The sequence below is a fragment of the Marinobacterium sp. xm-a-152 genome, from assembly GCF_013282965.1.
Taxonomy (GTDB): Bacteria; Pseudomonadota; Gammaproteobacteria; order Pseudomonadales; family Balneatricaceae; genus Marinobacterium_E.
The window spans coordinates 212,627-233,171 of record NZ_WBYI01000003.1 but is presented as its reverse complement, the minus strand read 5'-3'; the positions used below and the strand labels follow the sequence as shown (position 1 = coordinate 233,171).

23 protein-coding genes are annotated in these 20,545 nt (G+C 46.6%); 11 read left to right on the top strand and 12 right to left on the bottom strand.

The annotated features are described in order from the left end of the window. Positions 1-49: 49 nt before the first annotated feature. The 3 genes from XMA152_RS04240 to XMA152_RS04230 are packed head-to-tail and all read left to right on the top strand — an operon-like array spanning position 50 to position 3,030. Positions 50-1,147 (top strand): polysaccharide pyruvyl transferase family protein, encoded by a 1,098-nt coding sequence (locus XMA152_RS04240; RefSeq protein WP_173482810.1) that lies wholly within the window; start codon positions 50-52, stop codon positions 1,145-1,147. After that, a complete protein-coding gene (locus XMA152_RS04235; RefSeq protein WP_173482809.1) occupies positions 1,140-2,156 on the top strand; it encodes an ELM1/GtrOC1 family putative glycosyltransferase in 1,017 nt (338 codons plus the stop codon). The genes XMA152_RS04240 and XMA152_RS04235 overlap by 8 nt, the downstream gene beginning before the upstream one ends. A 1-nt stretch (position 2,157) precedes the next feature. After that, complete coding sequence (locus tag XMA152_RS04230) at positions 2,158-3,030, top strand: glycosyltransferase family 2 protein (RefSeq protein WP_173482808.1); 873 nt, start codon at positions 2,158-2,160, stop codon at positions 3,028-3,030. Positions 3,031-3,091: 61 nt separating this feature from the next. Here the strand turns inward: XMA152_RS04230 and rfbD are convergent, their stop codons facing one another. Genes rfbD through lpxL form a run of 5 tightly spaced genes read right to left on the bottom strand, consistent with a single transcriptional unit; the run spans position 3,092 to position 7,483 of the window. Continuing rightward, complete coding sequence (gene rfbD, locus XMA152_RS04225; RefSeq protein ID WP_173482807.1) at positions 3,092-4,021, bottom strand: dTDP-4-dehydrorhamnose reductase; 930 nt, start codon at positions 4,019-4,021, stop codon at positions 3,092-3,094. Between the two features lie 3 nt (positions 4,022-4,024). Continuing rightward, entirely contained in the window at positions 4,025-4,570 is a 546-nt protein-coding gene (gene rfbC, locus XMA152_RS04220) for a dTDP-4-dehydrorhamnose 3,5-epimerase (RefSeq protein ID WP_173482806.1), read from the bottom strand. Between the two features lie 5 nt (positions 4,571-4,575). Further along, positions 4,576-5,445 (bottom strand): glucose-1-phosphate thymidylyltransferase RfbA, encoded by an 870-nt coding sequence (rfbA, locus tag XMA152_RS04215; protein ID WP_173482805.1) that lies wholly within the window; start codon positions 5,443-5,445, stop codon positions 4,576-4,578. A gap of 14 nt (positions 5,446-5,459) precedes the next feature. Next, entirely contained in the window at positions 5,460-6,518 is a 1,059-nt protein-coding gene (gene rfbB / locus XMA152_RS04210; protein WP_173482804.1) for a dTDP-glucose 4,6-dehydratase, read from the bottom strand. Positions 6,519-6,556: 38 nt separating this feature from the next. After that, complete coding sequence (lpxL, locus tag XMA152_RS04205) at positions 6,557-7,483, bottom strand: LpxL/LpxP family Kdo(2)-lipid IV(A) lauroyl/palmitoleoyl acyltransferase (RefSeq protein ID WP_173482803.1); 927 nt, start codon at positions 7,481-7,483, stop codon at positions 6,557-6,559. A gap of 114 nt (positions 7,484-7,597) precedes the next feature. Between lpxL and msbA the strand changes: the two genes are divergently transcribed. Beyond that, complete coding sequence (msbA, locus tag XMA152_RS04200) at positions 7,598-9,349, top strand: lipid A export permease/ATP-binding protein MsbA (RefSeq protein ID WP_173482802.1); 1,752 nt, start codon at positions 7,598-7,600, stop codon at positions 9,347-9,349. Then, positions 9,342-10,595: a lipid IV(A) 3-deoxy-D-manno-octulosonic acid transferase gene (gene waaA / locus XMA152_RS04195; RefSeq protein WP_173482801.1), complete on the top strand. Its 1,254-nt coding sequence runs from the start codon at positions 9,342-9,344 to the stop codon at positions 10,593-10,595. The genes msbA and waaA overlap by 8 nt, the downstream gene beginning before the upstream one ends. Here waaA and XMA152_RS04190 read toward each other — a convergent pair. Both XMA152_RS04190 and cyaY read right to left on the bottom strand, forming a co-directional pair. Continuing rightward, positions 10,586-11,590, bottom strand: a complete 1,005-nt coding sequence (locus XMA152_RS04190) for an NAD-dependent epimerase (protein WP_173482800.1) — start codon at positions 11,588-11,590, stop codon at positions 10,586-10,588. The two genes, waaA and XMA152_RS04190, sit on opposite strands and share 10 nt — an antisense overlap. 3 nt (positions 11,591-11,593) lie before the next feature. Then, positions 11,594-11,920, bottom strand: a complete 327-nt coding sequence (cyaY, locus tag XMA152_RS04185) for an iron donor protein CyaY (protein WP_173480056.1) — start codon at positions 11,918-11,920, stop codon at positions 11,594-11,596. Between the two features lie 170 nt (positions 11,921-12,090). On the opposite strand from cyaY, the gene XMA152_RS04180 reads away from it, so the two are divergent. The 6 genes from XMA152_RS04180 to XMA152_RS04155 are packed head-to-tail and all read left to right on the top strand — an operon-like array spanning position 12,091 to position 16,579. After that, positions 12,091-12,198, top strand: a complete 108-nt coding sequence (locus XMA152_RS04180) for a lipoprotein (protein ID WP_217363736.1) — start codon at positions 12,091-12,093, stop codon at positions 12,196-12,198. A gap of 10 nt (positions 12,199-12,208) precedes the next feature. Beyond that, entirely contained in the window at positions 12,209-13,465 is a 1,257-nt protein-coding gene (lysA, locus tag XMA152_RS04175) for a diaminopimelate decarboxylase (protein ID WP_173482798.1), read from the top strand. Next, positions 13,465-14,298, top strand: coding sequence for a diaminopimelate epimerase (dapF, locus tag XMA152_RS04170; RefSeq protein WP_173482797.1), 834 nt, complete (start codon positions 13,465-13,467; stop codon positions 14,296-14,298). The genes lysA and dapF overlap by 1 nt, the downstream gene beginning before the upstream one ends. Further along, positions 14,295-14,966, top strand: a complete 672-nt coding sequence (locus XMA152_RS04165; protein WP_173482796.1) for a DUF484 family protein — start codon at positions 14,295-14,297, stop codon at positions 14,964-14,966. Before dapF ends, XMA152_RS04165 begins: the two co-directional genes overlap by 4 nt. A gap of 1 nt (position 14,967) precedes the next feature. Continuing rightward, positions 14,968-15,876, top strand: coding sequence for a tyrosine recombinase XerC (gene xerC, locus XMA152_RS04160; protein WP_173480061.1), 909 nt, complete (start codon positions 14,968-14,970; stop codon positions 15,874-15,876). Beyond that, entirely contained in the window at positions 15,863-16,579 is a 717-nt protein-coding gene (locus XMA152_RS04155; RefSeq protein WP_173482795.1) for an HAD-IA family hydrolase, read from the top strand. Before xerC ends, XMA152_RS04155 begins: the two co-directional genes overlap by 14 nt. Here XMA152_RS04155 and hemW read toward each other — a convergent pair. Genes hemW through XMA152_RS04130 form a run of 5 tightly spaced genes read right to left on the bottom strand, consistent with a single transcriptional unit; the run spans position 16,569 to position 20,516 of the window. Then, the gene (hemW, locus tag XMA152_RS04150) at positions 16,569-17,714 is read right to left on the bottom strand and encodes a radical SAM family heme chaperone HemW (RefSeq protein WP_173482794.1); all 1,146 of its coding nucleotides are present in this window, start codon (positions 17,712-17,714) and stop codon (positions 16,569-16,571) included. The two genes, XMA152_RS04155 and hemW, sit on opposite strands and share 11 nt — an antisense overlap. After that, positions 17,715-18,317: an XTP/dITP diphosphatase gene (locus XMA152_RS04145; protein WP_173480064.1), complete on the bottom strand. Its 603-nt coding sequence runs from the start codon at positions 18,315-18,317 to the stop codon at positions 17,715-17,717. A 2-nt stretch (positions 18,318-18,319) separates the two neighbouring features. After that, positions 18,320-18,757 (bottom strand): DUF4426 domain-containing protein, encoded by a 438-nt coding sequence (locus tag XMA152_RS04140; protein WP_173480065.1) that lies wholly within the window; start codon positions 18,755-18,757, stop codon positions 18,320-18,322. Positions 18,758-18,769: 12 nt separating this feature from the next. Beyond that, a complete protein-coding gene (gene metW / locus XMA152_RS04135; RefSeq protein WP_173480066.1) occupies positions 18,770-19,360 on the bottom strand; it encodes a methionine biosynthesis protein MetW in 591 nt (196 codons plus the stop codon). Then, positions 19,350-20,516 carry a homoserine O-acetyltransferase gene (locus XMA152_RS04130; RefSeq protein WP_173482793.1) on the bottom strand — a complete coding sequence of 389 codons (1,167 nt, stop codon included), beginning with the start codon at positions 20,514-20,516 and terminating at the stop codon, positions 19,350-19,352. Before XMA152_RS04130 ends, metW begins: the two co-directional genes overlap by 11 nt. Positions 20,517-20,545: the final 29 nt, after the last annotated feature.

Genomic DNA, 20,545 nt, shown 5'->3' with positions numbered 1-20,545 from the left:
TCTATCCGGTTTTTGTGCTCTAGAATAATTTGTAGATTTGGGGAGTAAGATGAAAATAGCGGTATTCATCAATAGTAAGGGCTCCAGTAATTGGGGCACTCAGGCCACGGTTGATGGAGTCGTCAAGCAATTGGAACAGGCATATCCTAATGCGAGTATTGAATTCCCCACAATTCCTGGATTGCCGAGCGGTATCGGGAGGTTACTTAAAAGCCTCAACGAGCGAGGGCTGGGTCAGAGTGTTATTCAAAACGATCTTGCAGGAATAGTACTCTACCTCAATCGGCTTGGAGTAGATCCAGGGTTCTTGGATCCCTTTGATATGATCTGTTTTAATGGTGAAGGAGCGATACACCGAGCTTCCAGTCATGTTATTAGGTACATGGGGTTGCTCTCTTATGCACAGAGCAAGGGAAAAAGAGTAGTTGCTGTAAATCAGACAATCGACCTTTCAACGAAAAGCATTAAAGCTAAAGTTTTGGCTTCTGTATACTCGCAGCTGGAATTCGTCTCCGTGCGGGAACCTCTCTCTTTAGACCGGGCTCAAAGTTTGGGCTTGACCAAAGTAAACTTGGTTCCTGATGCAGTATACTGCCTTAAGGAACTTCAGACTCTTACCAAGCCCGGCACGCGAAGTTGCTCTCCTAGACAAATATCGGTGACAGGATCGAGTTATCTAAAAAAGGATCAAAAATCTGTTAATTTCCAGAGAAAAATTCTGGAAGTACTTACCAGAAAATATCCTGATCATCGAATTATTTACCTAGTTAACGCGAAGACGGACCGCTACTTAGCTAATAAACTGAAAGAGTACTTTGAGATTGAAATTATTGACTCCAATAACACGACGTATATGGAGGCAGCGAGGGTTATTAGAGATTCAGATTTTATAGTAGGCGGAAGGCAGCATCCAAATATTTTTAGCTTTATCATCGGAACCCCCTATCTTCCGATCGAGGGTAACTCTCATAAGAATAGGGGTGTTAGTCTACTACAAGAATATTATCCACCATTCTTGGATATCCGTTCGTCTCTATCTGATATTGAATCTGGGGTTGATTGGGTTGCATCCGCCCTGCTCAAACGCCCGGATCAACTCTTGAATAAACCTCTCTATTCCAATTATGCGATTCAATCCGATGATTAGGATTCTAATAGTTAGCGATAACCGGCCTGGTCATGAACGTCAAAGCGAGGGTCTAGCTGCTCTTCTAGGTAAGGTTAAGCCTACAAAAGTTAAAATATCTAAGGTGGTGCCACGAAGCAGACTCTTAGTTAGCCTGTTAAAAAGAACTATCAAGAAGTTTGAGTTTGGCCTCAATTGTTTGAAGTTTTTCTACGAAATTCGAAATCCGGAGCTATTTAAACGGCGATTTGATATCGTGATCTCCTGTGGTAGAGATACCTTACCAGCTGCTACTCTTGCGTCTAATTACCCGAAGACTAAGTATTTTTTCATTGGAAACGTAAAGGATCAATACTACAGAAACCTAATTGATCTGAACTTTGTTGCCGATGTAAATAGAGAGTTTGGTTGTGATGAAAGTATTTTCAATACTCATCTTTCTTTGGCTTCTCTATCACAGCCAGCGGTCAACCCAGACTGTAATAATGGTCGTACGCTATTCTGTGTAGGGGGCGACTCTGGCAGTTTTAATTATGCACTTAGTGACTGGGACGCCCTCTTAGCTATGATAGAAGGGTGCGTTGATCAGTCAGCTGGCCAAGTTATTGTTACAACGTCCAGAAGAACTTCGCAGACATTTGAGGAAAAGTTGATAGTCAAGTCCTCTAATTGGGGATCGAAAGTTGAGCTCGTTGGCTATCACCGTGGAGACAAGACTCGTTTGGGTGAGCTTTTAGCAAGGGCGGCCTGTGTGGTGTGTACGCTGGATAGTGTTGCCATGTTGCACGAGGCTGTGGCCACTGGTCTTCCGGTAATTGGTGTCAGCCCGGAGAATGCTACCCCTAGTCTCGCGGAGAAACGTTTCGTTGACTATTGCGTAAAGCAGGGTTTTCTGACGCAGGTTTCACTTGAAGAAGTGAGTAAATTTAAGAATTTGGTGGACCTTATTCCCGCAGGAGGATTCTCAGTTGATGAAATTAGGGATAGTTTGGTGCACTACCTGCGCGAGTATTTAACGGTGGAAGACTGAAATGGAGAATAAGCTTCTCTCTATAATTATCGTGACTCACAATAGCGAATCTATAATTGTATCCTGTTTGGAGAACCTCTCTGGCTCGCAGGATATAGAAATTGTCGTAGTCGACTGTGGAAGCTCAGACGGCACTATCATTAAAGCCAATCGATTTAATAATGTAAAAGTTATTCAAGAGAAAAATATTGGGTATGGGTGCGGAAATAATTCGGGGTTTAGTCACACATCTGCCGAGAATATTTTGATATTAAATCCCGATGTCATTATTAGTCTCTCACAGGTCCGCAGATTGCTTGATATTTTCTCTAACAGTAATCGCGAGTCAATAATGTCTGTAAAAATGTTTCAACAGAAAGAAGGAAAGCGAATTTTCCGAAGGGATAGCCGGTTCCAGGAACGCTTTTCATATGAAACTCGATTGAGTGGTGCGTTAATGCTGATGCGCCGCAAGACTTTTGCTCGGCTCGGTGGGTTTGACAATAGTATTTTCCTCTATTTTGAAGAAATTGATCTTTGCTATCGTGCTGCAGCTGCTGGAATAGATTTAAAAATTTCTGGAGAAGTCGAAGTGGAGCATCTGCGAGCAGGTTCTACGCCAGACAATACCAGATATGAAAAACTGAGAGGTTGGCATGACGGTTGGTCAAAATGCTACCTTATTTCAAAGCACGAATGCCGGGTGCATAAAAGATTCTTCCGATTATTTAAAGTCGTACTACAAACATTTTTAAAAGCGACGATTTCTCTCTTTTTACCGTCTTCTAAGTCAAGGCGGCGGGAGTATTATAAGTTAGAAGGGATGCTGAGCTTCCTACGAGGTGAATCTTCCTTTACTGAAAACGGTGTCGGCCGTTTCTCTATTGATACGTAGCATAGAATGTATAGCAACCATAAAAAGTGTTCGTGTTCTTTTATGAATACCATTACTTGAATCAGCTAAATGCATCACGTATAGGTTGTTTCTTTTTCATGACAGAATTAGTTTTTTTTACAGGGTCTAAAAAATTCTTGAGACTACTATCCCAGTTGGTCTTTTGAATGGAGAAGCACCGTGATAATTTTTCAATACTTAAGCGAGAGTTTTGTGGTCTTTTTGCTTTAAATGCGTACTCGTCACTTGAAATTTGCTTTATACTTATAAATTCATATCCGCAATTGAGAAGTTTTGCATTTTCAATAATAGCCGCTGCAAATTCAAACCAGCTTACAAAGGGGCTTTGACAAAAATGATATGTTCCCCAGTGGTTTTTTAACTGCTTTGGTGAAGTTAGAGCTATATTAATTAAGACTTCCGCGATTGATGCTGCACTTGTAGGCCCTCCAAATTGATCTGATACCACGGATAACTCATTACGTTCCTGAGCTAGTCGTAGTATGGTTTTTACGAAATTGTTTCCGCTTTCACCAAAGACCCAACTTGTTCTTAATATGATGTGCTGGTAGAGTTTTTCCCTGAGTATACTTTCACCTGCTTCTTTGCTCTTACCATATACGGATAGTGGATTTACCTGATCCTCTTCTGTATACGGGGTCGCTTTAGTTCCATCAAACACGTAATCAGTTGATATGTGTAACATAGGAATATTAGAAGTTGCACAAGCTTCCGCTAATAAACCTACACCCTTTGCATTAATAGCGTAAGCGAGTTCAGGTTCAGATTCCGCTTTGTCAACTGCTGTATATGCGGCCGCGTTGATCAACAGATCTGGATGGTACTTGTTAAAGGCCCTTGAGATAGACACAGCATCAGTGATATCTAGTTCAGAACGACTAAGTGTGATTAGATCAAGTCCCTGTTCTTTACCTAATTGGGCAAGTGCGCTGCCAACCTGCCCATGTCCACCCGTTACCAGAATACGCATGTCCTAGCCCCCCTCATTGGCACGAATCTGCGCTAGCGTTGGCAGCTTTAGATCTTTGTCAGAGAGGACCGGATCTTTGATCGGCCAGTCGATACCTACCTCAGCATCATTCCAGATGAGTCCACCTTCATCGTCGGGAAAATAGAGATCAGTGCATTTGTATTGAAAATCAGCCGTATCAGTTAATACACAGAAACCATGTGCATAACCTGGTGGAATCCATAATTGGAGGTGATTTTCTCCACTCAATTCAACGCCAACAAATTCACCAAACGTGTCTGAGTTTGGATCAACATCCACAGCAACATCATAAACTGCACCAGAGCTACAACTTACAAGCTTTCCTTGAGGGCAGGTTTTCTGAAGGTGCAAGCCACGCAGTACGCCCTTTTGAGAACGTGAATGATTATCCTGCACAAATGGGAGCGTTAAACCAGCTTCTTTATATCTTTCAGCCTGAAAGGTTTCTTTAAAAAAACCTCGGTGATCACCAAAAACTTTAGGCTCAATGATCAAAACACCAGGTAACTTTGTCTCCGTCACTTTCATTTAAATCAAGCCTTTTCAGCAATCTGTAATAGGTACTGGCCATATCCAGTTTTAGCCAAAGCTTCACCCTGAGCAATCAATTGCCCTTTGCTCAACCAACCATTTCTAAAGCCTATCTCTTCAAGGCAAGCAACTTTCAAGCCTTGTCGATGCTCAATAGTTTGAACGTATTGGCCCGCTTCCATTAAGGAATCATGTGTACCCGTGTCTAGCCATGCGAAACCACGCCCCATTAGGCTTACATTTAGCTCACCCAATTGAAGGTAGGCGTTATTTACGTCTGTAATCTCAAGCTCACCTCGATGACTTGGTTTCACAGCTTTAGCAATTTCTACAACACGGTTGTCGTAAAAATAGAGGCCAGTTACTGCGTAGTTTGATTTGGGTTCTGAAGGCTTCTCTTCTATTGAAATAGCTTTACCAGATTGGTCAAACTCGACCACACCGAAACGTTCAGGATCAGAAACGTGGTAACCAAACACTGTGGCTCCGGAAGAACGCTGAGCAGCTTCTTTTAGCATTCCGCTAAAACCATAACCATAAAAGATGTTGTCACCCAAAATCAGACACACACTGTCATCACCGATAAACTCTTCACCAATGATGAAAGCCTGCGCTAGCCCATCAGGAGATGGCTGTTCCGCATACGATAAATTAATACCAAAATAACTACCGTCGCCCAGCAACTCTTGGAAACCAGGAAGATCATGTGGTGTAGATATAACAAGAATGTCTTTTATACCTGCAAGCATCAAAACTGATAGCGGGTAATAGATCATAGGCTTATCATAAATAGGAAGCATCTGCTTTGATACGCCGCGTGTTATAGGATGTAAACGTGTACCTGAACCGCCGGCTAAAATTATACCTTTCATATTAAACTTCTCTTTTACTCACCGATGCGATCCAAACGATAGTCACCGTCTAAAACTCGCTGCCACCAAACACGGTTATCCAAATACCATTGAACCGTCTTACGAAGACCCGATTCAAATGTTTCAACAGGCTTCCATCCTAGCTCTTCTGCAATCTTCGAAGCATCAATGGCATAACGCAAATCGTGACCTGGACGATCTTTGACATACGTAATCAAATCTTTATAAGAACCCACACCCTCAGGCTTTTCTGGATGCAGTTCTTCTAATAACTCACAAAGAGTATTCACCACTTCAATGTTCTGCTTCTCATTGTGTCCACCAATATTGTAGGTAGAGCCAATTTCAGCTGTTGTTGCAACAAGCACTAGAGCACGAGCATGATCTTCAACATACAGCCAGTCACGTATTTGATTACCTTTACCGTAAACAGGTAACGGTTTGCCTGCTAAGGCATTCAGAATCATATGCGGTATGAGTTTTTCAGGAAAATGGTATGGACCGTAGTTGTTAGAACAATTAGTTAAAACAACGGGCAAACCAAATGTGCGATGCCATGCTCGGACGAGGTGATCTGAACTCGCCTTGGACGCAGAATATGGCGAACTTGGCGAGTAAGAGGTTTTCTCAGTGAACAGATCATCTGTTACTTCTAAGTCACCGTATACCTCATCCGTTGAGATGTGATGAAATCTAAATCCAGCCTGTCTCTCTGGTGACAACCCGTTGTAATACGCACGCGACGCTTCAAGTAACTGATACGTACCAATAATATTGGTTTCAATGAATTCTGCAGGCCCGTCAATCGATCTATCCACATGACTCTCAGCGGCCAAGTGCATAATCACATCTGGCTTAAAATCATCAAAAACAGCATCCAACGCTGGCCTATCGCAAATATCAGTCTGACTAAACTGGTAACGTTCTGATGATGCAACTGAACTTAGCGAATCCAGATTGCCGGCATACGTTAGCTTATCCAAGTTAAGTACATTATGAGCTGTATCATTGATTAAATGGCGTACAACAGCAGAACCGATAAATCCTGCACCACCGGTCACTATAATTTTCATTCTAGAGTCTTTGAAAAATGCCTAATTTTTAGGCTATTTTAATTTGTATTTCTATCAGTATATATAAAAGATTTACCTTCGGGATGTGTTTTAAATCTTCTATGAACCCACATGTACTGAGAGGGATCGTAGTTGATACCTTTTTCTATCTCTTGGTTAACTAGCGTGGCAGACTCAATGTCACCATCAATTGGGAAGGGATCTATCCTTGGGTGCAAACGAAGGACATAACTTCCATTTGGTTTACGATGATGTGATAACAAGATTACTGGGGATTTACTTAATTTAGCCAGTTTTGCCGTCGCTGGAGTTGTTGCAGCGTTAATCCCAAAGAAGGGTGCATAAACTGAGTGTGTAGGTCCGAAATCTTGATCTGGTGCATACCAAACAATCTCATTTCTTTTCAAGGCTCTAATCACAGATCTAAAATCTGACCGGTCAATCATTGACTCGATCGACCGTAAGCGCCCCCTTGTAATCACCTTGTCCATAAGTGGATTGTTGTGAGGGCGATACATGGTGTGAAGAGGGTAGAAAAGAGAGAATAGAAGACCACCTAAATCCAGTGTTGAGTAGTGGGCTCCTAAGAGAATTACACCCCTGCCTTCTGACAGAGCTTCGTCTAGGTGCTCTTTACCCTCGATAGATACTTTAGAGCGAAATGATTCCCTATCGCTCCACCAGGCCATAGCCGTTTCAATAATTCCTATGCCGTTATTTTTGAAGGTGTCGGCAACTAATTTGGTCTGCTCACCTTTCGTAAGATGTGGGAAGCATAGGTGTATATTTACCTCCGCAATATGTCGGCGCTTTGAAGCTAAGTGTTTAATAATAGAACCTAAGGTCGCTCCAATTTTTATTTGAAGCGAAAAGGGGAGCAAATTGATTAGACGCAAAGCCCCTATACCTAACCATGTAGGCCAGTACCTTGGAGCTAGAAAATAGGTGTGAGCTTCAGTTTTCATAACAATAGCTAAGATGGAATCAATAAAGTTTATAGGTTTAAGTGCTTTATGGGCAATTCCCTAGGGTATACTTATTCCACTTTTTTAAAAGTTAACGCTTTATTAGGTTCAAATATGCACTCTGAGCAAACAAGCTGGTCATTATATAAACGCCTATTGCGCTATGTCCGTCCATACTGGCACGGTTTTGCTATCAGCTTTTTGGGTTTTGGACTTTATGGTGCTTCTCAGGCGGCCTCTGCAAAGTGGTTAGAGATGGTCGTTGATGCCGTTGAAGCAGGTGAGTTTGACCAGCGTTACCTACTGGCCATCATGGTCTTGGCTATTTTCGCCAGTAGAGGTTTGGGGACTTTTATTGGAAGCTACAGTATAGCTTACATTGCACGCCAAGTTATTCATGGACTGCGAGTGGATCTTTTTGAAACACTGCAGCGATTACCGACCTCTTTCTATAACCAATCGAGTAGTGGCCAAATTCTAGCAAAGCTAACTTATAACGTTGAACAGGTTACTGAGGCTGTAACTGAAGCAATAAAGGTTGGGCTTCGCGAAGGGATGACAGTTATTGGGCTGTTTGGGTACATGCTTTATCTAAACTGGAAATTGACCCTGATTTTTATTGGTGCTGCACCATTCATAGGCATAGTCGTTATGATTGCTTCTCGCAAAATGCGCAGACAATCTAAACAGCTGCAGGAGTCGGTTGGAGATATCACTGACGCAGCATCTGAAGCTGTGCGAGGCTACCAAATTGTGCGCATATTTGGCGGTGCAGAATTTGAAAGTGATCGCTTCTTTAAAGCGAGTGATCTAAATCGCAGGCAGTTCATGAAGCTAGTCGTTACTCAATCGCTCAATACCCCAATCATTCAGTTACTTGTTGCTGCTGCATTAGCGGTATTAATGTTTATTGCTATGCATCCATCGGTAATGCAAGGAATGACCACTGGTAGTTTTGTAGCCTTTTTAACAGCGGCAGGTTTGATTACAAAACCTTTGCGCTTACTTACTGATGTGAATACCAAGATTCAACGAGGTATTGCGGCCTCAGAGGGTGTCTTTGCGGTGATGGATGAACCGGTTGAAGTCGACACCGGATTGATTGAGCTTGGTCGAGCGGTTGGTGATCTTAAATTCTCAGACTTAAGCTTTGCCTATCCTGGGACTCAGGATGATGCGCTGAAGCAGATTAATTTAGATATTCCTGCAGGAACGACCGTTGCGTTGGTCGGTAAGTCTGGCTCGGGTAAATCTACTATGGTCAGTCTGTTACCTCGTTTTAATGATGGTTGGCGTGGTGAGCTTTTACTGGATGGTCAGGCAATTGAGTCCTGTACGCTAGAGTCGTTACGTGAGCAGATTGCGTTAGTTAATCAGCAAGTCGTGCTTTTTAACGGCACGATCGCGGACAATATTGCATACGGTGCGTTAGCATCATCTACTCCAGAACAGATTAAAGTGGCAGCAGAGGCTGCGCATGTCATGGAGTTTGTTGAGCGACTGCCCAAAGGTCTTGAAACAGAGATTGGCGAGGGTGGCGTACTTCTCTCAGGTGGTCAGCGTCAGCGTATTGCGATCGCTCGCGCTATTTTGAAAAATGCACCTATCCTGATTCTTGATGAGGCAACTTCGGCACTGGATACAGAGTCGGAACGACACATCCAGGAAGCACTCGATGAGGTCGTAAAAGGGCGTACAACGCTTATCATTGCCCATCGCCTCTCCACCATTGAGAAAGCTGATCTGATCGTCGTAATGGATCAGGGTCAAATAGTGGAGCGCGGTACTCATGCAGAGCTATTGGCTTTGAACGGGGCTTATGCTCAGCTTCACCGCATGCAGTTTAGTGAGCAGCTAGATGGCTAGGCTGCTCTATTCCGCGCTTTATACTTTTCTGCTGCCTCTGTTCGTTTTTCGCCTGTTAGTTCGTAGCTTTAAAGCCCCCGCTTATCGACAGCGTTTGATTGAACGTTTTGGTATTCAGCAGAAAACAATAGGTAGACCGATTTGGATTCACGCGGTTTCTGTTGGTGAAACCATTGCGATTAGCCCGCTTGTCGAGAGGCTCTTGGATCAGGGCGAATCGGTCCTTTTCACAACGACCACACCAACGGGAGCGGCACAGGTAAAACAGCGTTTTGGCGGGCGAGTCGAGCACCGTTACCTGCCATGGGATCTACCGATCTTCTTTACACTGTTTTTTAGAGCTCACTCTCCAAAATTACTTCTCATCGTTGAGACTGAGATTTGGCCGAATCTTTTGTCAGCTACATCAAGTCGAAATATTCCCATCGTTCTGGCCAATGCCCGCTTGTCCGAAAAATCATTTCAGGGCTATAAGCGTTTTTCAGGGTTAACTCAGCAAGCGCTGAATTCGATAACACTTTTGCTAGCCCAACATGAAGCGGATGCAGAAAGGTTTAAGAGTCTTGGCATGCCGGAGGACCTAATGATGGTTTCTGGCAGTATCAAATTCGATATCGACCTTCCTGAAGAGCAGATTCAAATAGGCAGAACTTGGAAAGCTGCTTTTGCCCGCAAAGTGCTAGTGGCTGCCAGTACTCATCAGGGCGAGGATAAGATTTTGTTGGATGCTTGGCGTGTCATTCCACAAGATCAGCGTCCGGTACTCATTCTCGTACCCCGCCACCCAGAGCGTTTTGACTCTGTTTATCAGTTGGCCAAAGGCTATTCTGATTTTGTAAGTAAGCGGTCACTATCTACGGCTGCTAGCAATATCGATATATGGATAGGCGACTCGTTGGGCGAAATGTTCTCTTATTATGCGGCCGCGGATTTAGCATTCGTCGGTGGAAGTTTTTCCGGCACGGGTGGGCATAATCCGCTTGAGCCGGCCGCTCTTGGTTTGCCAATTGTCATGGGGCCAAGTGATTATAACTTCCGCTCGATTATCTCGACGCTGAAAAGTGAAGGTGCACTGGTGCAGGTGCAGGTGCAGGGCGAACAAGAATTGGCTGAGCAGATTAGAGTTTTGCTCGACAATGATAACCACGCAATGTCTCAAGCGGGCATCAGGGTGGTAGAAAAAAATAGAGGCGCTATGGAGCGCCTCTATCAACAGGTTCAAAGTCTAATCACGAATTACCCGTAGTAGGACTTAAACCAGGCTATAAACTGATCTACACCCTCTTCAATCGGTGTGTTGGGCTGGTAGCCTGTGTCGCGCATCAGAGCGGCTACATCTGCATAGGTATGCTCAACATCGCCAGGTTGTAGAGGCAGTAACTCCTTCTCGGTTGTTTTACCTAACGCCTTCTCAATGCACTCAATGTAGTAGAGCAGCTCTACGGGCTGGCTATTGCCGATGTTGTAGATACGCCAAGGCGCTTTTGATGTTGCTGGATCAGGATCTAAGCCAGACCATTCCGGATTGGGTTGAGCTACATTATCCAGTGTGCGCACTACGCCTTGTACGATGTCATCTATGTAGGTGAAGTCGCGGCGGTGCTTGCCGTAGTTAAACACCTTCAGTGGTTTGTCTTCTGTAATCGCTTTTGCGAAAAGAATTGGCGACATATCTGGTCGGCCCCAAGGACCGTAGACAGTAAAGAAGCGCAGTCCAGTAGTCGGCAAGTTGTAGAGTTGACTGTAACTATGAGCCATCGCTTCGTTAGCCTTTTTGGAGGCCGCATACAGCGAAACTGGGTGGTCGACATTATTATTTTCGCTGAACGGAATGGTCTCGTTTGCACCGTATACTGAGCTCGATGATGCGTAAACCAAGTGCTCGACTTGATTGTGGCGACAACCTTCAAGAATATTCAGAAATCCAACAAGGTTGGAGTCTGCATAGGCATGCGGATTTTCAATGGAGTAACGAACACCCGCTTGCGCCGCTAGATGAACAACACGATCAAACTTCTCTTCTGCAAATAAATTAGCCAATCCATCCCGATCGGCGATGTCGAGCTTGATAAAGCGGAAGTTCGATAGGGGTTCCAATTGAGAGAGACGCGCCTCTTTCAAACTCACTTCGTAATAGTCATTAAGGTTATCGATACCGACAACCTCATCACTGCGGTTGCATAGCCACTGGCTGACGTGAAAACCAATAAAGCCGGCTGCACCTGTAACAAGAATTTTCATTAATTAGATCTCAGATAGGTCGAGCTGTTCGTCGGTTTGATCGGCGAATGCAGCCATTAGATGAGTTCGTAGCAGCGAGCCGTCAGAATCTAAAACCCAAGCCTGTTGAGCTTCATCGTAGTCAAAATGCAGCCCTTGTGTGCGGGTTGCCAGCCAAAGCTGCTTCACTGGAGGCTGGCGCGTTAGGATAATCTGGCTACGGTCAGGGCACTTAATCGTCATCATTGCGCCGTTATTGTCATAGTCCAAATCGGATTCCGCATCGTCTAACAGCTCTTCGAGTGCGTTGAGGGTCTCTTCAACACGCTCTAAATAGATCGCATCACTCATTGTCTAACCTCCTGTAAACATTAATTTCATTATACCGATTTCCGCAGCTTTGTCCGTGCTAAATAGGCCATTCGTGGTCGCCTATAGGCCTATTATCAGGGTATACTCAGGCTTTAATTTTATTGAGCAAAACCCGACACCTAAAGGGTTGGTCGTAATTGGAGTGGATTATGCGAATGTTCTTTGCACTGGTGTTCTGTTGTGCGCTCGTTGGATGCGGTCAGAAGGGTCCATTGTCGATGCCGGGTGCTGAAGCTTCGCAGCAATCAAACTCTTAAGAGAGAAAAAATGGAAAGTTTTGAATACCGCGACGGTCAACTGTTTGCGGAAGATGTCTCTGTTGCAGAGATCGCTAATACGGTTGGCACGCCCGCTTATGTTTACTCGCGTGATGCCCTAGAACGAGGCTATTTGGCTTATGCTGATGCGTTAGCAGGGCGCGATGCATTGGTCTGCTTTGCGGTTAAATCTAACTCCAACCTAGCTGTATTAAACGTATTGGCTAAGTTGGGAGCAGGCTTTGATATTGTCTCTCAGGGTGAATTAGAACGCGTACTTTTGGCGGGTGCGGATCCTTCCAAAGTGGTCTTTTCTGGTGTTGGCAAGCAAGCTGCAGAGATCGCTCGTGCGCTAGAGGTTGGCATCCACTGTTTCAATATCGAGTCTGAATCAGAGCTGGAGCGTGTTAATGCGGTCGCTGCTGAGTTAGGCAAGGTGGCCGATGTTTCATTCCGTGTGAATCCAGATGTCGATGCGGGCACGCACCCTTACATCTCAACAGGCCTAAAAGAGAACAAGTTTGGCATTGCCATTGATTCCGCTCTTGAGGTTTATCAGCGAGCGGCTCAGCTTTCAAACGTTAAAGTGGTTGGCGTTGATTGCCACATCGGTTCGCAGTTGACTGAAATCGATCCCTTCCTCGATGCGCTCGATCGCCTATTAGCATTGATCGATCGATTGGCGGAAGCGGGCATCCTGATCGAACACCTCGACCTTGGCGGTGGCTTAGGGGTTTGTTACACCGACGAGACACCACCAGAGCCCAAAGATTACATCGATGCCATCATTGATCGTTTGGGTGATCGTCAGCTTAAGTTAGTGTTTGAGCCGGGCCGTTCGATCTCTGCGAACGCGGGAATTCTACTCACCAAGGTTGAGTTCCTTAAGCGTAATGAAGAGAAGAACTTTGCCATTATCGATGCGGCAATGAACGATCTGATTCGCCCGTCGCTATACAGCGCTTACCAAGAGATTATTCCAGCTCAGCTAGAGTCATCCGCGGAAGAGGCCATTTGGGATCTAGTCGGTCCGATTTGTGAAACCGGCGACTTCCTTGGCAAAGATCGTAAGTTGGCACTGACTCCAGGTGATCTATTGGCAGTCTGCTCGGCAGGCGCATACGGCTTTGTCATGGCTTCAAACTACAACACCCGTGGTCGTGCGGCCGAAGTGATGGTGGATGATGCGCGCTTTCAAGTGGTTCGTGAGCGTGAGCAGTTTGCTGATCTTGTCCGCGGTGAATCATTGCTGTCAGAGGAAGGCTGATGCTACTGCGATTCACTAAGATGCATGGCTTGGGCAATGACTTTATGGTCATAGATGCCATCTCACAACGCGTTCGTGTCAACGCGGACCTTGTGCGTCAGCTTTCGGATCGCAATTTTGGTGTCGGTTTTGATCAGATGTTGTTGGTCGAACCGCCATCCGATCCGGATATGGATTTTCGTTACCGTATTTTTAATGCTGATGGCAGTGAAGTTGAGCATTGTGGCAACGGCGCTCGCTGCTTTGCGCGATTTGTTCGCGATAAAGGGTTGGTGTTGCGAGATACGATTAAGGTACAAACAGCACGTGGTCGCGCGGTGTTGAACATTGTGGGTCGCGATCTGGTTGAAGTTGATATGGGTGCTCCAGAGTTGGATCCGGTCGAAGTGCCTACCAGCTTCACAGAGAAGAGCACGACCTACTCGACCCAACTGGCTTCAGGTGAAACTGTTGAGTTTGGTGCTGTCTCCATGGGGAACCCTCATGCTGTCTTGGTCGTTGATTCCATTGAGGGCGCGCCTGTTGAGAGCTGGGGGCCAGAGCTGGAATCTCATGCTGTCTTCCCTAACCGTGCCAATATCGGATTTATGGAAGTCATCTCTAAGAATGAGGTGAATCTTCGTGTCTATGAGCGCGGTGCAGGTGAAACTCAAGCGTGTGGTACTGGAGCTTGTGCTGCCGTCGTGTCAGGTCGTTTGCGTGGCCTTCTCGATAGCAAAGTCACCGTTCATTTGCCTGGAGGTGATCTTGAGATTGAGTGGTTAGGTGAAGGGCACTCCGTCAATATGACTGGTCCCGTAAGTTCGGTGTATGAAGGGCAGATCTACCTATGAGCCAACCGCTAGATGAAAACCAAGTTGCAGAGTGGCTTGCACAGAATCCCAGTTTTTTTGAGAACCATACCTGGTTACTTGAGAAATTGACGGTACCTCATCAGAGAGGTTCGGCGGTCTCCTTGGTTGAACGTCAAACCAGCATGCTGCGAGAAAAAGCCAATACACTCGAAATCCACCTGTCGGATATGATCGAAGCAGCGCGTCATAACGACGGGCAATTCGGTAAGACCAAGCGGATGGTTCTGTCACTGCTAGAGGCAGACAGCTTTGATGAAGTCAGTATTGCACTTGAAGAGAGCTTGTGTGGCGACTTCAGTGGCGATGAGGTGGAGCTAATCCTCTTCTCGGATACGGAGCTCGACGTTAACTCACTAAGAGTGTTGCCGCGCAGTCAAACGTCAATTGTTCAGCCGTTGATCGACTCATCAAGCCCGGTCTGCGGACAGTTGTCGGATCAGATGACCCGTTTCCTATTCAGAAACCCTCAAAAGCCCGTTGGCTCCTGCGCTGTGGTACCTCTAGTGAAGGGCGAATCTTTAGGTCTTCTGGTTATTGGCTCATACGACGCCAACTACTTCCAGTCTACGCAAGGAACGCTATTTTTGGCGTATATCGGCGAAGTTCTAAGCAGAATCCTTGCGCGTTTGATGAATATTCGAGGCTAGCATGGGTTGCTCGGATAGCGATTTAGAATTTCGCTTTACCGAGCACCTCCGTGTCGAGCGTCAGCTATCCGATAAAACAGTCTTCAACTATCAGCGCGATCTTCAGCGCTTTCGAGAGACGCTACAACTGATTGAATTCACAGGCTGGCTTGAGCTCTCTGAGCGCCCTCTGCGTTACGCGGTGGCCGAGCTGCACTCAGAGGGTCTGTCGGGCCGATCGTTGCAACGAATGCTGTCTGCACTTCGTAGCTTTTATCGATATCTGAATCAGCAATCGATCTGCGAACATAATCCCGCTCTGGCCATTAAAGCGCCGAAAGCCCCTCGCCGTCTTCCACAAACACTGAGTTCTGAGACCTTGAATGAGGTGTTAGACACGCCACAAGATGATCCCTTAAAGATTCGTGATCTAGCCATGATGGAGCTGCTCTATTCCAGTGGGCTGCGCGTATCAGAACTGGTTGGTATTAATCTAAGCGATATCGATTTAGGTTCAGGCTCCGTCATCGTTGAGGGTAAGGGTCGCAAAATGCGCCAAGTTCCAGTGGGCGGTGCGGCTCTGCAGGCCATTAAGCTTTGGCTAAAGGAGCGCTTGGCATTAGCCGACTACAATGAAGAAGCTCTGTTTGTCGGGAAGCTGGGCAAGCGTCTCTCATCCCGCAGCGTCGAGAAACGTTTGAAAGAGCTTGGTGAACAGTCGGGTGTCGCAGGCAATTTATACCCACACCGGCTGCGTCATAGTTTCGCGACTGAAATGCTCGCCGGCTCTGGTGACCTTCGTGCCGTGCAAGAGCTATTAGGTCACGCCGATATCAGTACGACTCAGATTTATACGCACCTAGACTTCAAGCAACTTAAATCGATCTATCAAAATTCACACCCAAGGGCTAAACGACGTGAAAAAAATTAAGTGTGTCACCTTCGATCTCGACGATACCTTATGGGCCGTCCACCCGGTTGTGATTAAAGCGAACGATCTGTTGTGGGAGTGGCTAGAACGCGAGGTTCCAGCTTACACAGAGCGATATTCACTCAGTGATCTCGCCGAAGGGTCAGCACTGCGTCGCTCTCTACTTGAGCGCTATCCAGAAATTGCACACAGCATGACAGAAACGCGTATACGTCTGCTTGAAGAGGGGATGGTCTCAGTGGGGCTTACCCAACAAGAGGCGGAATCCAAAGCGGCGGCAGCTTTTGATCTGTTTTTACATCATCGCCACGCGGTCACGCCCTACGACCAGGTGATCGACATGTTACAGCAACTTAAAGATCAAGGATTGCTGATCGGTGCATTGAGTAATGGTAATGCTGAGGTCGCTAAAACCCCCTTAGCTCAGTGGTTCGATTTTCAATTTAATGCTGATGGAGTGGGTACTGCGAAGCCCCATCCTCTGATGTTTGAGAAGGCTTTAGAGTTTGCTTCGGTCAAGGCTGATGAGGTGGTTCATGTGGGTGATCACCCGATTAATGATATTCAGGCGGCTAAAGAGATTGGAATGCATACCATCTGGGTCAACCCCGAAGGGCTGGAGTGGGCCATTGAGGTGGATGCTGACTGGCACGCTGAGACGATTAGTGAGATCCCTAAGATCGTCGCTAGCCTCAATCGATAAACATCTCTAATAGATCATTCAGGAACAGCTGCCCCTCTTGGGTAGGAGCAATTCTGGTTGGCTCTTCAATTAACATGCCACGTTGACGAGCTTTTGATAGCAGAGGTTCTATACGTTCAATCGAACATCCAGTGCTCTGCTCAAAAAGCTCTGTGGCAACGCCCGATTTCAGGCGCAAGGCGTTGAGCATAAACTCAAAGGGCAGAGCCTCGGATTCTATGATCTCTCTACCTGCAACTGGGTCGATGGCATTCATGTAAGCCTTGGGTTGGCGCTGTTTATGAATACGTTCAATCAGCAGCTGACCTTGCTCCCAGCGGGAAATCTTAGCGTGTGCGCCGGCACCAATACCTAAGTAGTCACCGAACTGCCAGTAGTTGAGGTTGTGTTTTGATTCACCGCCTGGTCGTGCGAAGGCGGAAATCTCATACTGCTCATAACCATGACGTTTTAGCAGTTCACTGCCCTGCTCCTGAATAGCCCATAAGAACTCCTCGATCGGTAGAGAGGGCGGTTTAGCTGCAAACTCTGTGTTGGGCTCAATCGTCAGTTGATACCAAGAGATTTGATCAGGTTCAAACGCGATAGCCTGCTCAAGATCATTCAACGCAGCGTCCGGGGTTTGACCGGGTAGTCCGTGCATCAGATCGATATTGGTCCGTTGAAACAGTTTTGTTGCTGATTGAATGGCTTTAACGGCTTCGCCGCCTGTATGGATTCGGCCAAGAGCTCTCAGCCGATCATCATCAAAGCTCTGCACGCCAATCGACAACCGATTGATGCCCGCATCTGCAAACCCTTCAAACTTCTCTTGTTCAAAAGTCCCAGGGTTTGCTTCCATAGTAATTTCAGCGTCTGGTTCTAGGCTGTAGTTTGATTTAACAGCCTCAAGTAATCTGGCGTAGCTTTCCGGTTTTAGAAGGCTAGGTGTCCCGCCACCGATGAAGATCGAATGTATGGGTCGACCAGACGTTAGGTGTTGCTCGTTTTTTAGTTCTGAAATGAGTCGGTCCAAGTAGAGTGATTCAGGAATCTCATCTCTGACTTGGTGCGAATTGAAGTCACAATATGGACACTTTCGAATGCACCAAGGCACGTGCACATAGAGTGACAGCGGTGGTAGCTTGGCATCCATTTAGGCGAGGAAAGCAGCCAGCTGTTCTGTCAGCTGTGCAACGGCTTTGCCGCGATGGCTGACGGCTTTTTTCTGCTCTGGGGTGAGTTGTGCTGCTGCGCAGTCATACTCAGGTGACCAGAATATAGGATCGTAACCAAAGCCATTCTCCCCTTCAGGTGCACCAAGAATCTTACCTTCCCAGCTGCCCACAGCGATCAGTGGAGTAGGATCATTCTGGTGGCGCATACAGACCAGAACACAGCGAAATCGTGCAGAGCGCTGCTCCGCTTCAAGCTCACCAAGCTCTTGAAGAAGCTTATCTATATTCTGTTGGTCCGAGGCTCCTGGGCCTGCAAAACGAGCAGAGTAGATGCCAGGGGCTCCAGAGAGAGCATCCACCTCAAGGCCTGAGTCATCAGCAATGGCAGGTAAGCCGGTTGCAGCGCAGGCGTTGCGGGCTTTGATGATCGCGTTCTCGACAAAACTTAAACCGGTCTCTTCAGCATCTTCAACACCCAAGTCTCCCTGGGAGACGATCTCAAAATCCAAAGGGGCCAGTATCTTTGAGAACTCCTTGAGTTTGCCCTGGTTACCGCTGGCTAAAACAATCCGCTGGCTCATGCCTACTCCGTGTAGAAGGTTTGGTTGAAGCTAACCTTGATCGGAGCTTGGTTAGGGTCCGGTGTGACCTCGAGCTCGATCGTCATGCGTTCCTCTTCGCTGAAGCGGAACCCGCCAATGTAGTAGATTGCATCGCCTTCAATGATCGGTTTGAATTCGATGGTCTGAATCTGTTGAAGCAAATTACTCGCCTCGCCTTTTATATTGGCACGTACAGCCGTTTTGTCACCGTTCTGCTCAAGTTTGAAAACAGCCACATTGACCAGAGCTCTCACTTTACTGCGCAGGATGCCATTTGCAGCGGCGACTTCAGGGGTAACGAAACTCGAGTTGAAGGCGTTATAGTGCACTTCATAACCACGCTCAATCTGTTTCTGTTCCGCATGACCGGACAGAGCAAATAGCGAAGTGAGTAATAGAACCATTAAAGAACGCATCATTAATCTCAACCTCTAACGTGTGATTCGGTAGATCGCGATTTCACCCATCATGTTGGGCCAGAGCTTATGCCACCAACGCTGGCGGTGCTCATTATCGACTACGGTGCGTTCAATGATTCGGATGTTTCTCTCGATGCAGAGCGCTTCAAAATCTTTAAAGGTACAGAAGTGAATGTTTGGCGTGTCATACCAACTGTAAGAGAGAAACTTGGAGACCGGCATCTTACCGCGAAATGCCAAGTAGAATCGCGCACGCCAGTGGGCAAAGTTAGGGAAGGTGACGATCCCCTCATTACCAATACGCAACATCTCCTCTACGATCAAGTCGGGACGGTGCATGACCTGCAACGCTTGCGTCATAACGACGCTGTCAAAGCTTGAGTCGTCTATGCTGGCAAGACCTTCATCTAAGTTTTTTTCAATGACGTTTACACCGCGAGCAATACAGTGAGTGATATTGTCATGATCGATCTCTAAACCTAAGCCATCAACCTGCTTTTGCTGGGAGAGAAAATCGAGCAGTTCACCGTCACCACAACCCATATCAAGGACGCGCGCCTCGGGTTGAATCCAGTCTGCAATGATCTCTAAATCAGCTCTCATGGGTGACTCCTAGATTGAGTTCATTGGCTACACGGTTCATGTAGGCTCTAAAAACAGCCATGTAACGAGGGCTATCGATTAAGAAGGCGTCGTGTCCGTGATCAGAGTCGATTTCTGCGTAGCTAACATCTTTATTGGCTGCGACCAGTGCATCGGTAATCTCACGCGAGCGCTCGGGAGAGAAGCGCCAGTCTGTTGTAAACGAGACGACGAGAAATTTACAGCTAGCCTGGCTTAATGCTTTTGAAAGATCATCGCCATACTCTGATGCGGGATCAAAGTAATCCAGCGCTTTTGTCATTAACAGGTAGGTATTTGCATCGAACGCCGTCGAAAACTTCTCACCTTGGTATCGAAGGTAACTTTCGACTTGGAATTGAGTATTTAAGTCGAAACTCAGCTCACCCGTGCGCATCTCACGACCAAACTTCTCGGCCATGCCATCATCAGATAGATAGGTGATGTGGCCAATCATTCGAGCCAGTGAGAGCCCTGTTTTGGGAAGGGTTTCGTGATCGTAATAGCGTCCCTCGTGGAACTGAGGGTCTTTCGAAATAGCCTGTCTAGCCACCTCATTGAACGCGATATTCTGTGCCGTTAACTTTGGTGAAGAGGCGATGATTAACGCGTGACCCAGTCTTTCAGGGAAGTCGATTGACCACTGCATAGCCTGCATACCGCCCAAGCTGCCACCCACAATCGCTGCCCAACGTTGGATACCGAAGTGGTCTGCAAGTCGAACCTGACTGTTGACCCAGTCTCGAACGGTAACAAAAGGAAAGTCTGGTCCGTAAGGTTTTCCGGTGTTTGGGTCGATGGAAGTCGGGCCTGTTGAGCCGTGACAGCCACCAAGGTTATTCAACGACACAACAAAAAAGCGATTCGTGTCGATCGGCTTCCCAGGACCAATAGCACTGTCCCACCAGCCAGGGTATTTATCACTCTCTGAATGATATCCCGCCGCATGGTGGTGACCCGAAAGCGCATGGCAGATCAAAACCGCATTTGAGCAATCCGCATTGAGTTGCCCGTAGGTCTCAACCATTAGATCGTATTCAGGCAGCACTCGGCCGGAAGCCAAAGAGAGAGGCTCGGCAAAGTGAATCAATTCTGGTGTAACGATACCGACGGAATCCGTTGGCAAGCTAGCCGGCATTAGGCTATCTCCTGTGCAATGCTGTACGT